Below are 14,441 nucleotides of genomic sequence, written 5' to 3'. Positions count from 1 at the left end.
AATGTCTTCTGTAGTCAATGTCGAACCTCCACCGCCTCGTCGAGCAATTCGAGCCAATGCACGACGGGCGTTCGCGCCCCGCCGGCCAGATGGAGCTGACAGCCGATGTTGGCCGTGGCGATGATCTCGGGCGCGTCCGATTCCAGTGCCGCGACCTTGTTATCGCGCAGTCGCGTCGAGAGTTCGGGCTGGGTGATCGAATAGGTTCCGGCCGAGCCGCAGCAGAGATGGGCATCCGGAACCGCCGTGACGACGAAGCCGAGACGCTCCAGGATGGGTTCGACCACCTGCTTGAGCCGTTGACCATGCTGAAGACTGCATGGCGAGTGAAAAGCAACCCGACGCCCAGCGCCCGGCATTCCAAGTGCTGAAAGATCCTCCGCCCCCAACACCTCGACCGGATCACGCGCCAGTGCTGAGACACGCGCCGCCCGATCGGCATAGTTCGGGTCGTGCGCCAGAAGCTCGCCGTACTCCTTGACCATGGCGCCACAGCCGCTGGCATTGACCAGGATCGCCTCGGCACCCGATTCGATCTCGGGCCACCAGGCATCGATGTTGCGCCGCATGGCCGACAGTCCCGCCTCGCGGTCGTCGAGATGATAGGCGACCGCGCCGCAGCACCCCGCCTTGGGTGCCTCGACCAGATCGATCCCGAGCCGCGACAGCAGACGCGCGGCGGCGGCATTGGTGCGGGGCGTGGCCACCGACTGCACGCATCCGGCGAGCGCCAGCATCCGGCGTCGACCGGCGGGCGGCGGCCAGTGACCGGCCTCCTGACGTATCGGCAGTTTGGCGCGCAGGGCGGCCGGGAGCAACGGACGCATGAGACGTCCCAACCGGACCACGGGCGCCAGACGCCGTGGGTAGGGCACGATCGCGACCAGCAGCCGACGCAACCAGCGTTCGTTCCAGGGCCGCTCGACCCGTTCATCGACATGATGCCGCCCGATGTCGACCAGACGCGCATAGCGCACACCCGAGGGACAGGTGGTCTCACAAGCGCGACAGGTCAGACAGCGGTCGAGATGGGTCTGAGTGACGCGCGTCGGCGCCTGTCCCTCCAGCACCAGCTTGATCTGATAGATCCGCCCGCGCGGACCGTCCAATTCGTCACCAAGTAGCTGATAGGTCGGACAGGTGGCGGTACAGAATCCGCAGTGGACGCAGGCCCGCAGGATGGCATCGGCCTCCTGACCTTCGGGAGTCTTCAGGAATTCGGGCAGGATCTCGGTTTGCACGCCGGACCTCTCGTGGCTCAAAGATTGGCGTAGAGACGGCCCGGATTGAGCAGGCCATGCGGATCGAAGGCGGACTTGACCCGTCGATGTAGCTGCATCAGCGGCTCGGGCAGGGGATGGAAGACCTCGCCCGTGCGATCCCCACCGCGAAAGCGCGTGGCCTGTCCGCCCAGCCGCTCGGCCTCGGCGCGGATGGTCGCCTCCGACGCCTCGCTCCTGAGCCAGCGTTGCGAGCCGCTCCATTCGATCCATTGCGGCCCCTCCAGACGCACGGCGGGTGCGCCCTGGGGCAGCGACAGACGCCAGAGCGGAGCTTCGCCCTGGCTGAAAAAGGGGAATTCCTGTTCACGCAACCGACGCCAGAATGCCTCGGCCTCGGCGTCCGCGACCGGCTCGCCGCCGATCTGCTCGGCCGCTTCCGCAACACCCTGAGCCGTCCCGGACAGACGCACCCAGAGCCGCTCGCCGTCGAAACAGGTCGCGCTCAACGGCCAGGGCCGGGCGCCCCAGCGGTTCATCCGCTCCAGCGCCTCGTCCTGGTTGCAGCTCAGCACCCGCGTGCGGGTCGCGGCCGGAACCGGCAGCACCTTGAGACTGACGTCGAGCAGAATACCGAGCGTCCCCAGTGCACCGACCATGAGCCGTGAGACGTCGTAGCCGGCGACGTTCTTCATCACCTCGCCGCCGAACCGCAGCACCTCGCCGCGCCCGGTGAGTATCCGTGCGCCGAGCACCAGATCGCGTGCCGCGCCCCAATAAGGCCGCGCCGGACCCGAGAGACCACAGGCGACGGTTCCGCCCAGGGTGGCGTCCGGTCCGTCCGACGCCGTGAAATGGGGTGGTTCGAAAGGCAGCATCTGGCCCTGCTCGGCCAGCGTCGCTTCCAATTCCGCGAGCGTCGTCCCGCAACGGGCGGTGACGACCAGCTCTTTCGGCTGATAGTTGAGGATGCCTGTATGCCCGGACAGACCGAGCGGCTCACCGCCGCCCGCGCGACCGATGAACGACTTGGTATCGTTCCCCAGCAGTCTGAGCGGCGTCGCGTCGGCCAGGGCCGCGCGCACGCGCTCCTGGAGTTCCTGTGTCAGATCAGTGCTCACCGTGTTCCTCGCGGATCATCCGGGATTGGCTTGAGGCGAGCCTTGTAGATAGGGACCGACAGGCCGATCGGCAATGCGTCCTGGAGCCGATCTTAGGACGCGCGTGCCCTGGTGAGCGTTCGAAGCGCGGCCTCATAGTCGAAGGACTCGATCCGGCGTTCCAGTTCGACCGCCGCCTCGCCGAGCGCGGCGCGCAGCAGTCCGCTGTGATCGCGCATGACCTGGGCGGCGCGCACATTGTCCTCGGCCAGGAGCGTCGCGAGTTCGGCCAGGACGGCGGCGGACTGCTCAGGATCGAACGCGACCGCCTCCGGGACGACGGGCGCCGGCAACGCGCGACCGATATCCGCGACCAGCGCGTCGAGTTCGGACTCCAGACGCCGGATCGCCGGCTCCAGCTCGGATTCTGGCGCGGCCTGCTTGAACAGGCGTTCCAGCTCGACGGCCAGCCCCGGCAACCGTGTCGCGCCCAGGTTGGCCGCCACGCCCTTGAGCGTGTGGACCAGACGACGCGCCGTCTCGGTCTCGCCATCGCGCAGACTCTGTCGCAGGCGCTCGCCGTCCTCGCCATGATGCTCGGCGAAGGTCCGTAGCAGACGCGCATAGACCTCGACGCGCCCCCGCACGCTACGCACTCCGAGTTCAGGGTCGATCCCCGAAATTTCGCTCAAAGCTTCCACGCCAAAGGATTGCTGGTCGGGAATGGTCGGCGACTCCGTCCGGGGCCGATCGGTCACACGCGAACGCTCGCGCTTCGGCAGCCACTTCAGAAGCGCGGCGAAGAGCGCCTCCGGTTCGACCGGCTTGCCGACATGATCGTTCATGCCGGCCTCCAGGCAGGAGGCGCGATCCTCGGCGAAGGCATTGGCGGTCATGGCCAGGATCGGCGTCGTCTCCCAGTCCGGCAGACGCCGGATGGCGCGCGTGGCCTCCAGGCCGTCCATCACCGGCATCTGCACGTCCATCAGGATCAGGTCGTAACGCGACTCGCGCACCCTGGCCAGCGCCTCGGCCCCGTCGTCGGCGAGATCGACCTCTAGCCCGGCCCCCTGGAGCAGCGCCAGGGCCACTTCCTGATTGATGCTGTTGTCCTCGACCAGCAGCAGCCGGGCGCCGCTGTAGTGCTCGACCAGACGACGCTCGTTCTCCGAACGCTCGAAGTCGTCGCCGGCGCCGGTCGTTGCGGATTCGGCACCCGTCTCAGGCATCGCCGGGACGCGCGGAGCCGGCGCGGCGAGAGTGGCCTCTGCCGGCGCCCGCTCAAACCGCACGCTGAACCAGAAGGTGCTGCCGACACCGAGCCGGCTCTCGACACCATCCGTGCCGCCCATGAGTTCGATCAGACGGCGATTGATGACCAGCCCAAGTCCGGTGCCGCCATGCCGGCGGGTCGTCGAGTCGTCGGCCTGGGCGAAGGGCTGGAACAGCCGCGCCCGATCCTCAGCGGTCAGCCCGATCCCGGTGTCCTGGATCTCGAAACGTAGCCGGCAATCTTCGTCGCCGGCGGCTTCGAGGCGACTACGCAGCCGGACGCTTCCCTGCGCGGTGAACTTCACCGCGTTGCTCAGATAATTGACCAGCACCTGGGTCAGGCGGGTCGGATCACCGCGCAGACGCAAACCGCCCTGGAGTTCGGCGTCCAGATCCAGGATCAGCTCCAGCCCCTTGACGCGCGCCTGTTCGCCGATGAGATCCTGAACGCGCTCCAGGACGCCGGCGAGGTCGAAATCGATCCGCTCCAGCTCCAGCTTACCGGCCTCGATCTTGGAGAAGTCGAGGATGTCGTTGATGATGGCCAGCAGATAGTGCGCGGCGGCCATCATGCGATCCAGACGCCCGCGCTGCTCGGGATCGCGACTCGTGCGGCGCAGGACATGGGTCATGCCGACGATGGCGTTCATCGGGGTGCGGATCTCGTGGCTCATGTTGGCCAGGAACACGCTCTTGACCTGCGACAGACGCTTGGCCTCGGCCAGTGCGGCCTCGCGCTCGGCCTCAGCCTGTTTCCGGATCGAGATGTCGATGAAGCTGACCACGGCGCCCAGGATCTCGCCGTCGCGGATCATGGGCTGGATGGAATAGATCACCGGGATCGGCCGGCCATCGGCGTGCCAGAAGACCTCGTCGTCGACGCTGACCTTCTGACCCTGCTCCAGGGCGAAGCGGGTCGGACATTCATGCAGCGGATAGTCGCGCCCGTCGGGATAGCGATGATGGAAGAGGGTGTGACTGACGCGCCCATAGAGTTGCTCGGGCGAATAACCCAGGATCTGTGAGACGGCAGGGTTGGCGAAGGTGATGCGTCCATCGCGGTCGAGTCCGTAGAGTCCGCCGGCGCTCGAGTCCAGGATCAGGCGCAGATGCTCTTCGGTGCGGCGCAGCGAGAGCGTGCGGATCTCGGCGATGTCCTCCAGCTCGGCCTGATACGCCTGACGCTCAGCGTCGCGGTCATGGATGTCGGTGATGTCGCGCACCGTGCAGATCATTCCAGCGAAGACGCCGCGCTCGACCATGGGAATCAGCCAGCCGGACTGCCAGCCCTCGCGTCCGGCGGGCGTGACCAGATGGATCTCGTATTCGCGCGGGATCAGCGAGGCCATGACCTCCAGATAGAGCGGACGGAATTCGAGCAGAGTTTCCTCCGGGAAGTCCTCCAGCACCCAGCGCTCCAGCAGATGATCGACCGGCACGCCCGAGATCCGGGCCATGGCCGGATTGACATAGACGATCCGGTGCTTGGCGTCGCCGACCCAGATGCCGTCCTGCACGCGATCCAGGATGCGTTCGTAGAAGACGCGCTGCGCGCGTCTCCGCTCCTCGCTCTCGGTCAGGTCGCGTTGGGCGCGACGCACCCGCACCAGCGCGCTCGTCAGCACCAGGATCACCAGGGCCAGCAGGGTCAGCCCCGTCAGCCCGCTCCAGACCAGCGTGCGGTTGAGGGTGTAGAACGATAGCGGCTGATTGACGATCAGGCTGTCGGGCGGCAGGTCGGCGAGCCGAATACCGAACCGCTTGAGCTGGTCGGCGTCGAACGCGGGCTGAGACTGACTCGACTCGACCGGGAGGCGCTCCGGCGCCTCGCCGGCCAGCACGCGCCGGGCGAGTTCGGCCACCTGAGCGCCATGCCGATAGCCGTCCAGGAGCAGACCGCCGAGGATGCCCTGACCGAGCAGGAGCTCGTGCGTGGCATAGACGGGCACGGCGCTGTTGGCGCTGATGAGCCGCGCGAAGTCGGTGCGATCGAGGCTCTGTCCTGTGCGATCGACGGCATAGGAGAGCAGCAGCACGAGGCTGTCGTCCTCCAGCTCGGCCAGTCGCTGGAGCAGTTCATCGAAGGGTAGATCGGGCGCGAATTCGATCTGCAAGTGCCCCTGGAAGTCCGGGATCAGGCGTTTGATCCTGTCGCCCATCGCCCGTCCGGTCGGGGTGCGGTCATGGATCACCCAGACACGACGGGCTTTGGGATGCAGACGGTGCAGGAGTTCCAGTCCGCCGGCCAGATCATGGGTCTGGACCACGCCGGTCATGTGCGGACGCTTGGCCAGCCGCTCGGGTCGAGCGTCGTTGATCCCGCCGAAGACGACCGGAACCCCGGCGAACAACTCGGCCGAATCATCGAGCAGCAGCTCCAGGGCCGAATCGTCGAGCGCGATGATCAGATCGGGCGAGCGGTCCTGATATTTCTGAGCCAGATACTGCTTGAACCGCTCCAGATGCTCGGACTCGCGGAAGCGCTTGGCGTCCAGGTACTCGATCGCCGTCAACAGTTCGGGGCGCGCCTGACGCAGCGTCTGCTGGACGCCGGCCAGTTCGCGATCGGACCAGGCCTCGCCCGGATGATAGGAGACCAGGATCAGCACCTCGGTCGGATCGTCCGTAGCGCCTGCCTGCACGGGCATCAGCCCGGCCAGGAGCGACAGCATCAGCAGCACGAAGCGCACCAAGCCGCCCTCCCGGCACGGGTCGATCGCCATACGGACAGGATTCGAGGTTTCGCCCAACGACCGCTTCAGCATCCGCCGGACTCCAGGGGACGACCGAGATCCCGGATCTCGACGCGATCACGGCCGGCCTGCTTGGCGCGATAGAGCATCTGGTCGGCGGCGTCGAGCAGGCGTTCGAGGGTCATGGCCGGTCCGTCGTCGACAGCCACCACGCCGAGCGAGAGCGTCACCGAGACCGGACCGCTCGGGGTCTCGATGCGTCGTTTCGCGACAGCCACTCGCAATCGCTCGGCGGAGGCGCGTGCCGTCTGCCGGTCGGTCTCGGGCAGGAGGATCACGAATTCCTCGCCGCCATAGCGGGCCAGGATGTCGACCTGACGCAGATTGTCATGCAGCGTCTGGGCGACGGCGCACAACACTGTGTCACCGATCAGATGGCCATATTGGTCGTTGACCTGCTTGAAATGATCGATGTCGATCATGCACAGCGCCATGGGGTGATGGTAGCGGCGGAAGCGCTGGTACTCCTGATCGGCCCGGGTGAAGAAATAGCGCCGGTTGAAGAGCTGCGTGAGCGGATCGAGGCGCGTGAGCTGACGCAGATCCTCCTCCAGGCGCTTGTGCTCGGTGATGTCGATGGTGTAGCCGGCGAGCAGCGTGCGCCCTCCCTGGACGATGGGAAACTTGAGGCTGGTGTAATGACGTCCGTCGAGATCCTCTTCGAGCGTGAGCAACTCGCCGCTGGAGACCACGCGCCAGTCGTCGGCGCTGATCTTGGCGGCGAACTCGGGCGGAAAGAGTTCGTCCATGCACCGGCCGGCCATGTCCGAGCCGCGAATGCCGATCATCCGCTCGAAGTTGTCGCTCGCCTGCAGGACGCGGCTCTGGGTGGGCGTCACCTCCTTGATGTAGGCGTAGATCGGCGAATGGCGGATGAAGAGCGCGAGCACTTCTTCACTCCGACGCAGCGCCTCATCGGCCTGCTTGCGTTCGGTGATGTCGCGGATGATCTCAATGGCGCCGACGACCTGTCCGGCGGCGTCGCGCAACGGGGCGACCCTGGCCAGGATCCAGGCGCCACGACCATCATGGAGCGCATTGCAGAACCCCTCGGCCGTGAAGGTGTCGCCCTCGCGGGTGACGCTGGCATAGCGCCGCTCCAGTTCGGCGTCAGGCATGAAGACCAGATCCATCAACTGCGGGCGCCGCTCGCCATAGAAGGGGACGGTGTAGGCGTAGTCGCCTTGCCCGAGCATGACCTCCGGCGGGATGCCGGTGATCTTGGCGATCGCCTTGTTCCAAATGATGACCCGCTTGTCGCGGTCGATGGCCAGCAGGGCATCGGGCAGGAAGTCGATAACGTCGGCCAGTTGGCGCCGGCTGTCGTGCAGTGACTGCTCGATCCGCTGATGGTGTTGGGTGATATCGCGCGCGAGGCTCTGGACCCGGACGAGTTCGCCGTCGCGGTCGCGCTGCGGGATATGGGTGATCTCGTAGAGGCAGGGCACGGACTCGATGGTCAGCCGGCTCTCGTGCGAGCAGATCTCGCCGCTTTGGAGCTTCGACCAGTCGGGTTGCCAGAGCGCCGCCGTCCAGGCTGGCCCGAGCACCTTGTCCAGAGGCTGTCCGATGATCCGAACGCGCTTGGTCGCCGTCAAACGCTCAAAGGCCGGATTGGCGTCGAGACAGAGACCTCGCGCGTCTTGCAGCCAAACCAAGTCGCCGATCACGTCCATAGAGCCTGTGCCACCTCGGAGAGGAAGGTCTGTAAAAATAATACGCCAAATACGACCAAATCTCTCTCGGGGCAACGGTCCGGACGGCGAACGGCCGGCTCAGACCGGATTCACGGAGCGCAACGCGGCACGGATGATCTCCTCGGCGGTCTTGGCCCCATCGTCGACGGCGCGCGCCATGCGGTTGGCGTCCGGCGGCTTGTAGCCGAGCGCCACCAGGGCGCTGACGGCATCGGCGAGCGCCTGATCCTCGGCGCCCTTGCCGACCGTGCCCGACTCGATCGCTGCTTGGCCGGTCGCGGACGGCAGCGCCGCGCCGGGCGCGATCATCACCCCGCCGAGCCGGTCGCGCATTTCGATGATGAGACGCTCGGCGGTCTTCTTGCCGATGCCCGGCAGGCGCGTCAGGGCCGTGGAGTCCTCCTGCTCGACGCACCGGGCGAACCGTGCCGCGTCCATGCCCGAGAGGATGGCCAGCGCCATGCGCGCACCGACGCCCGTCACCTTGATCAGCGCCCGGAAGAGTGCGCGGTCGCGCTCGCGGATGAAGCCGTAGAGGGTCCAGGCATCCTCGCGCACCGCCAGATGGGTCAGAAGCGTGGCCGTCTCGCCCACGGCCGGCAGGTCGTAGAAGGTGGACATGGGGGCTTCCAGCTCATAGCCAACGCCGTTGACGTCGAGCAGCAGTTGCGGCGGGTGCTTGGCCAGGATCCGGCCTTGAAGTCGTCCGATCATGCGTCAGGGTCTCCAGTCGCGCCAGGAGGCGGCGGCGCGCTTGCGGGCCGGGATGCCCATGGAATGGGCGTGACAAAGGGCGATGGCGAGCGCATCGGCCTCGTCCTCGCCTGGGGTCTCGGGGAGCGCCAGCAGCACGCGCACCATGTGCTGCACCTGCGACTTGTCCGCCCCGCCCGAACCGACCACGGCGAGCTTGACCGACTTGGGGCTGTATTCGTGCACGATCGCTCCGCCCTTGAGTCCGGCGCAGAGCACGGCGCCGCGCGCCTGACCGATCTTGAGCGCGGCGGTCGGATCGCGAGCGAAGATGAGTTGCTCGACCGCCATCTCGTGCGGCTGGTATTCGGCGACGATGGCCGCGACCCGGTCGAAGATCAGCCCCAGCCGGTCCGGCCAGGGATGCTCGCCGACACGGATGCAGCCGCTGGCCACGCGCACGCTGTGGTGCCCGTCGCTGTCGATGACGCCGAAGCCGGTGTTGCGCGAGCCGGGGTCGATACCGAGGATGCGATGGCGTGGGAGACGGGGATCAGTCATACAGGATTCATCGAACACCTGTCAGAGAATCAGTGACGATCCAGATTCAAGCACACATTGTCTATGAGCCGCGCCCGCCCGAGATAGGCCGCCGCCAGGATGACCAACGCCCGATCCTCGGGACCGGCCGGGGCCAGATCCTCGGTGCGGCGCACAGTCAGATAATCGGGGCACAGTCCGGCCGCTGCCAGTACCTCCAGCCCTGCCTGCTCGGCGCGTTCGATCGGCTCACCTGCCCGCACGGCCTTGGCAGTCGCATTCAGCACCCGATACAGCGCCGGCGCCAGCACTCGCTCCTCGGGCGTCAGATAGCCGTTGCGCGAACTCATCGCCAAACCATCGGACTCGCGCGCGGTCGGTACGCCAACGACCTCGACCGGCAGCGCCAGATCCTCGACCAGACGGCGGATCACCAGCAGTTGCTGGAAATCCTTCTCGCCGAAGAGCGCAACATCGGGCTGAACCATGTTGAGCAGCTTGCAGACCACGGTCGCCACGCCGACGAAGTGCCCAGGCCGGCTCGCGCCGCAGAGGATGTCCGAGATCCCCGGCACCTCGACCCGCGTATGGGTGTCCTGACCGCGCGGATAGATCTCGCGCACGCTCGGGGTGAACAGCAGGTCACAGCCGGTCTCACCGAGCTGGCGACGGTCGGCCTCGAGCGTGCGCGGGTAGGCGTCCAGATCCTCGCCCGGCCCGAATTGCAGCGGATTGACGAAGATGCTCGCCACCACTCGGTCGGCGCGGGCGCGTCCCTCGCGCACCAGACTCAGATGGCCGGCGTGCAGATTGCCCATGGTCGGCACGAAGGCGATCCGCTCGCCGGCCGCGCGCCAGGCGCGAACCTGTGCGCGCAACTCGGCGACGCGTTCGACTTGGATCAGGTTTGATGGAGCGTGCGCTGTACTCGGCATGGTCTCGATCTCTCTATCTACCGGCTCAATAGGGTGTCTCGGCCGCAGCGGGGAAGCTCCCGTCACGCACCGCCTCCACATAAGCGGCCACCGCCTCGCCGATCGACCCGCACCCCTGCATGAAGTCACGGCTGAAGCTCGGCGGACGACCGGGGTTCAACCCGAGCATGTCGTGCAGCACCAGCACCTGACCATCGCATCCGGCCCCGGCGCCGATGCCGATCACCGGGATGCTGAGCGACCGGCTGATCTCGCCGGCGAGCGCCGCCGGCACGCATTCGAGCACCAGCAGACTGGCGCCCGCCTCTTCCATCACCCGCGCCTCACGCCGGATGCGCTCGGCGGACGTCTCGTCGCGCCCCTGGAACCGATAGCCCCCGAGCCGATTGACCGACTGCGGCAGCAGCCCCAGATGGGCGCAGACCGGCACGCCCTGTTCGGACAGACGGCGGACGGTTTCGGCCAGCCACTCGCCGCCCTCCAGCTTGACGACCTGGGCGCCGCCCTCCTGCATCAGCCGCGCGGCACTGTCGAGCGCCCGCTCGGGCGTGGCCGCCGCCATGAACGGCAGATCGACCGCCAGCAGCGCCCGCTCGCGCCCGCGCGCCACCGAGGCGCCGTGATAGGCCATCTGCTCGACCGTCACCGGCACCGTGGTCGCGTGTCCCTGCAACACCATCCCCAATGAATCCCCGACCAGCAGCAGATCGACGCCCGCGCGGTCGAGCAGATGCGCGAAACAGGCGTCGTAACAGGTCAGACTGACGATCCGCTCGCCGCGCGCCTTCATGGCGGACAGCGTGGCGACGGACACAGGTGCAACGGACATCGTCGGCTCCGGAATGCTAGAGGGAGTGGATCGCGTCAGCCGGCGGACTCGCCGCTCGAACCGGACGGCTTGCGACGGCGGCGCGGACGGCGCTTGCGGCGCGCGGACGGCTCGGTCATGCGGGCGCGCTCCTGACTGCTCGCGTCCTGGAAGCGCGTCCACCAGTCGGCCAGTTCGGGATCGGCCTCACCGGCCTCGGCGCGCAGCACCAGGAAGTCATAGGCCGCGCGGAAACGCGGATGGGTCATGAGCCGATAGGGCCGCTTGCCGTCGCGCTGCTCCAGACGCGGCTGCAAGGCCCAGATCTCGCGCATCGGCAGCGAGAAGCGCTTGGGGATGGCCACCAGCGGCTGTTGATCGACGCAGATCTCGGAGGAGGCCAGCAGGATCGCCTCGATGGACGCCATGCCATGCGCGACCAGTTCCTCCCAGCGCCGCCGCACCGGCTCCCACAGCAGGATCGCATAGAGAAAGGCGGGCGTGACCGGCTTGTCCTCGGCCAAGCGCTTGTCGGTATTGGCCAGGCCGCGACTGACGAAGGTGATCGGGAAGTCGTGATCCTCGCGTGCCAGACAGGCCTCGGTCGCCGGGAACAGATGACCGAAGAGTCCGTAGTGACGCAGCTTCTCGAACACTTCCAGCCCATAGCCGGAGTGGAACAGCTTGAGCAGCTCGTCGAACAGGCGCGCGGCCGGGATGTCGCGCAACAGCCGGCCAAGCTCGAACAGCGGCTGCTCGGTCGCCGGCTCGATGCTGAAACCGAGCTTGCAGGCGAAACGCACCGCGCGCAGCATCCGCACCGGATCCTCGCGATAGCGCTTGACCGGATCGCCGATCAGCCGCAGTCGTCCCGCGCGCAGATCGTCCAGTCCGCCCGCATAGTCGATCAGGGCGAAGTCGGCGATGTCATAGTAGAGCGCGTTGATGGTGAAGTCGCGCCTGAGCGCGTCTTCCTCGATGGTGCCGTAGATGTTGTCGCACACGATCAGACCGTCGCGCACTTGGCGATCGGCATCTTCACCGTCGTCCGAGCCGCTGCCGCGGAAGGTCGCGACCTCGATGATGTCGCGGCCGAAATGCACATGCGCCAGACGGAACCGTCGCCCGATCAGGCGACAGTTGCGAAACACCTGGCGCACCTGTTCGGGCGTGGCGTCGGTGGCGACGTCGAAGTCCTTGGGCTCATGGCCCAGGAGCAGATCGCGCACCCCGCCGCCCACCAGGTGGGCCTGGAAGTTCTCCTGCCGGAGCCGATAGAGCACGCGCAGCGCCTGCTCACTGATGTTGGCGCGCGAGACGTTGTGCTCGGGACGCGGCACCACCCGAGGCTGGCCGGGACGGATCGGAGCGGAATGAGGGTCGGAATCCTGCATGGATGTCTTCGTAGATGGTCCTTGTCATCGATCGTTCAAAAGCCGCTTGTCTAACGCGGCGAGCTGCGTATAATACGCCATTCTTGAACGAAGTACCGCTCTCTTCGTCTAGTGGTTAGGACGCTGGCCTCTCACGCCGGTAACAGGGGTTCGAATCCCCTAGAGAGCGCCAAACAAATGAAGGGCTTGGACGAACATCCAAGCCCTTTTTTCATGCCATTCCGAAAGAAGTCCGGATGCCTTGGCACCCGGCTTCGCAATCAGGCCGCGAGCATCTGCGGTTCGTGCGACAGACAGCCCTTGGGGCAGACGCGCGAGCAGGACTCGCAGCCGATGCAGTCGAGCGTGTCCTTGAGGTTCATGACCATGCCCGGCGCCTCGTCGTCGAAGGCGTCATCGTCGTCCATGTCGTCCAGATCCAGATCGTCGCGATCGATCAGCTCAAAGACGTCACGCGGACAGACCTTGTAGCAGCGGCCGCAGCCGATGCATTTCTGTTGATTGAGCGCGACGACGAACGACGGCGTCCAGGACGCCCCGCCGCGTGTGACTCCCGTGATGACAGACATGTTTGGTTCTCCGATATCGAAATTCAGCGGGGCACGCTTGGCGTACCCTCGTCTCTCTATCCAGCCGCAGCGGCCTTGAGTCGAGCATTGGCCTCGGCCCAGGCGCGACAGGCGTCATAGGTCGCCTGAGCGATCGCCGGCAGCTCCTCATAGGCGGCGGGCAAGCGGTCCTCGACCAGATCGTGCAGTTCGCTCGCGCGCTCGCTGGCAATGCGCTTGGCCTTGCTGACCGCCTTTTCCAGTGACTTGAGCTCTTCGGGCGTCATCGATCCCTCCCCTGGGGTCAGAGACCCGCGACCTTGGAATGCTCACCGATGAGCTCGAGCGCGACCGAAAGGATCTTGTCGGCCTCGTCCTTCATCTTCGACAGACTCGGAAAACCGAAGCGATGGACGTCGCGCAGGGTGCGGTCCATCACCACCAGCTTGCCGACCGTGATGAGCGCACGTCCGAAGCCTTCGTGGGTGAGATTGATCAGCGGCACGGCCATGAGCCCGCACTCGGATTCGATCATGGCCGAGATCGCGTTGTAGAACGCCTTGACCCGCGCTACCACCAGTTCGTCCGGATCGCCGATGATGGGGATCTCCTGTTTCTTCTCCTTGGTCAGGACGAAGGGGTCGAGCAGTTCGACGGTCGAGAGCTTGTCGTATTGGCCGTAGGAATCGATGGCGCGCATCTGGCGCACCATCTCGACGATGAAGACCGATTGCAGGAGTCCTTCGTTTTCAATGTTCAGTGTCTCGCTCATGGAATTGACCTATTGAATCATTGGGGAAATTTCAAATTCCTTGATCACTCGCTCCAGCCCTCGGCTTCCATGACATCGAAGCGATTGGCGCCCCCGGGATTCCGGCGCTCGATGGCGCGTGCGAGCCAGACGCTCGGGCCGGTGCGCAGTTCATCCTGGAGTGCGCGGATCAGCTGATTCAGCGGGGTGCGTGCGGCGACCTTGATCGGCTGGATGCCGCAAGGACGCAGTCGGCTGATCGCCGAGGTGCCGATGGCCTGGCAGTAGACGGCAACACAGCCGTCGAGCGCGGCGATCCTGGCTTCGAGCTTGTCCTCGTTGCCGTCCATGTCGCTTGGGCCGAACTGGACGACTTCCAGCAAGCCGGCCGTCTCGGCATCGATCGCGTGGATGGCGAAGGATTCGGCGGCCCCGAAGTGCTGGTCGATTTCCTTGAGGTTCGAGGTCGCGAAGGCGACCCGGATCGCCGTGTTCATAGATCTGGTCTCGCTCAGGTCACTCAGAAGGCGCAGGCGGCGTTGCAGTGACATGGTGGCTGATTCTGTCCTGGCGGCTTGGGTGGTCGTCATGCGAAATGCATGAATCGTGCCCCTCATGACAAAGACCTTTAGTGACTTGATTTGATTAGACTAAAGACATCGAAACAACTGCTTTCGATAGCTTGACCGGGCGTTGCCGGCTGTCGGGGTCGCGACAATCGGCGGCCTTG

General features: G+C 66.1%; 13 protein-coding genes and 1 tRNA gene. 1 reads left to right on the top strand and 13 read right to left on the bottom strand.

Going from position 1 to position 14,441, the window contains the following annotated elements; all coding sequences use genetic code 11:
• Positions 1-14: 14 nt before the first annotated feature.
• The 9 genes from glcF to pcnB form a co-directional block, all read right to left on the bottom strand.
• Complete coding sequence (gene glcF, locus HW932_RS09980; RefSeq protein ID WP_176976335.1) at positions 15-1,241, bottom strand: glycolate oxidase subunit GlcF; 1,227 nt, start codon at positions 1,239-1,241, stop codon at positions 15-17.
• A 17-nt stretch (positions 1,242-1,258) separates the two neighbouring features.
• A complete protein-coding gene (gene glcE / locus HW932_RS09975; protein WP_176976334.1) occupies positions 1,259-2,341 on the bottom strand; it encodes a glycolate oxidase subunit GlcE in 1,083 nt (360 codons plus the stop codon).
• 92 nt (positions 2,342-2,433) lie between these two features.
• Positions 2,434-6,315 (bottom strand): PAS domain S-box protein, encoded by a 3,882-nt coding sequence (locus HW932_RS09970; protein WP_176976333.1) that lies wholly within the window; start codon positions 6,313-6,315, stop codon positions 2,434-2,436.
• 35 nt (positions 6,316-6,350) lie between these two features.
• Positions 6,351-8,021 carry a sensor domain-containing diguanylate cyclase gene (locus HW932_RS09965; protein ID WP_176976332.1) on the bottom strand — a complete coding sequence of 557 codons (1,671 nt, stop codon included), beginning with the start codon at positions 8,019-8,021 and terminating at the stop codon, positions 6,351-6,353.
• Between the two features lie 99 nt (positions 8,022-8,120).
• Positions 8,121-8,756, bottom strand: a complete 636-nt coding sequence (ruvA, locus tag HW932_RS09960) for a Holliday junction branch migration protein RuvA (protein ID WP_176976331.1) — start codon at positions 8,754-8,756, stop codon at positions 8,121-8,123.
• A 3-nt stretch (positions 8,757-8,759) separates the two neighbouring features.
• Positions 8,760-9,296 (bottom strand): crossover junction endodeoxyribonuclease RuvC, encoded by a 537-nt coding sequence (gene ruvC / locus HW932_RS09955; RefSeq protein ID WP_176976330.1) that lies wholly within the window; start codon positions 9,294-9,296, stop codon positions 8,760-8,762.
• 29 nt (positions 9,297-9,325) lie between these two features.
• On the bottom strand, positions 9,326-10,210 hold the full coding sequence (gene panC / locus HW932_RS09950) for a pantoate--beta-alanine ligase (RefSeq protein WP_176976329.1): 885 nt from the start codon (positions 10,208-10,210) through the stop codon (positions 9,326-9,328).
• Positions 10,211-10,235: 25 nt separating this feature from the next.
• Entirely contained in the window at positions 10,236-11,039 is an 804-nt protein-coding gene (gene panB, locus HW932_RS09945) for a 3-methyl-2-oxobutanoate hydroxymethyltransferase (protein WP_176976328.1), read from the bottom strand.
• 35 nt (positions 11,040-11,074) lie between these two features.
• Positions 11,075-12,412, bottom strand: coding sequence for a polynucleotide adenylyltransferase PcnB (pcnB, locus tag HW932_RS09940; RefSeq protein ID WP_176976327.1), 1,338 nt, complete (start codon positions 12,410-12,412; stop codon positions 11,075-11,077).
• 97 nt (positions 12,413-12,509) lie between these two features.
• Between pcnB and HW932_RS09935 the strand changes: the two genes are divergently transcribed.
• Positions 12,510-12,584: transfer RNA gene (locus HW932_RS09935), tRNA-Glu, on the top strand.
• Between the two features lie 88 nt (positions 12,585-12,672).
• On the opposite strand, the gene fdxB is transcribed toward HW932_RS09935, so the two are convergent.
• From fdxB to HW932_RS09915, 4 genes are read right to left on the bottom strand one after another with little or no spacing between them, the layout of a single operon-like run.
• Positions 12,673-12,981: a ferredoxin III, nif-specific gene (gene fdxB, locus HW932_RS09930; RefSeq protein WP_176976326.1), complete on the bottom strand. Its 309-nt coding sequence runs from the start codon at positions 12,979-12,981 to the stop codon at positions 12,673-12,675.
• Positions 12,982-13,037: 56 nt separating this feature from the next.
• Positions 13,038-13,247, bottom strand: a complete 210-nt coding sequence (locus HW932_RS09925) for a CCE_0567 family metalloprotein (RefSeq protein WP_176976325.1) — start codon at positions 13,245-13,247, stop codon at positions 13,038-13,040.
• Between the two features lie 17 nt (positions 13,248-13,264).
• Positions 13,265-13,732: a NifX-associated nitrogen fixation protein gene (locus HW932_RS09920; RefSeq protein WP_176976324.1), complete on the bottom strand. Its 468-nt coding sequence runs from the start codon at positions 13,730-13,732 to the stop codon at positions 13,265-13,267.
• A 44-nt stretch (positions 13,733-13,776) separates the two neighbouring features.
• Positions 13,777-14,262, bottom strand: a complete 486-nt coding sequence (locus HW932_RS09915) for a NifB/NifX family molybdenum-iron cluster-binding protein (protein WP_176976323.1) — start codon at positions 14,260-14,262, stop codon at positions 13,777-13,779.
• Positions 14,263-14,441 lie beyond the last annotated feature (179 nt).

This window comes from Allochromatium humboldtianum (assembly GCF_013385175.1).
Taxonomy (GTDB): Bacteria; Pseudomonadota; Gammaproteobacteria; order Chromatiales; family Chromatiaceae; genus Thermochromatium; species Thermochromatium humboldtianum.
This window is presented reverse-complemented; position numbering and strand designations above follow the sequence as displayed.

Excerpts from the sequence above, each read along its gene's own strand:
- ruvC (WP_176976330.1), bottom strand. The coding sequence starts at position 9,296 with ATGACTGATCCCCGTCTCCCACGCCATCGCATCCTCGGTATCGACCCC.
- HW932_RS09925 (WP_176976325.1), bottom strand. The coding sequence starts at position 13,247 with ATGACGCCCGAAGAGCTCAAGTCACTGGAAAAGGCGGTCAGCAAGGCC.
- pcnB (WP_176976327.1), bottom strand. The coding sequence starts at position 12,412 with ATGCAGGATTCCGACCCTCATTCCGCTCCGATCCGTCCCGGCCAGCCT.
- HW932_RS09915 (WP_176976323.1), bottom strand. The coding sequence starts at position 14,262 with ATGTCACTGCAACGCCGCCTGCGCCTTCTGAGTGACCTGAGCGAGACC.
- HW932_RS09920 (WP_176976324.1), bottom strand. The coding sequence starts at position 13,732 with ATGAGCGAGACACTGAACATTGAAAACGAAGGACTCCTGCAATCGGTC.
- HW932_RS09965 (WP_176976332.1), bottom strand. The coding sequence starts at position 8,021 with ATGGACGTGATCGGCGACTTGGTTTGGCTGCAAGACGCGCGAGGTCTC.
- HW932_RS09970 (WP_176976333.1), bottom strand. The coding sequence starts at position 6,315 with ATGGCGATCGACCCGTGCCGGGAGGGCGGCTTGGTGCGCTTCGTGCTG.
- ruvA (WP_176976331.1), bottom strand. The coding sequence starts at position 8,756 with ATGATCGGACGACTTCAAGGCCGGATCCTGGCCAAGCACCCGCCGCAA.
- panC (WP_176976329.1), bottom strand. The coding sequence starts at position 10,210 with ATGCCGAGTACAGCGCACGCTCCATCAAACCTGATCCAAGTCGAACGC.
- fdxB (WP_176976326.1), bottom strand. The coding sequence starts at position 12,981 with ATGTCTGTCATCACGGGAGTCACACGCGGCGGGGCGTCCTGGACGCCG.
- panB (WP_176976328.1), bottom strand. The coding sequence starts at position 11,039 with ATGTCCGTTGCACCTGTGTCCGTCGCCACGCTGTCCGCCATGAAGGCG.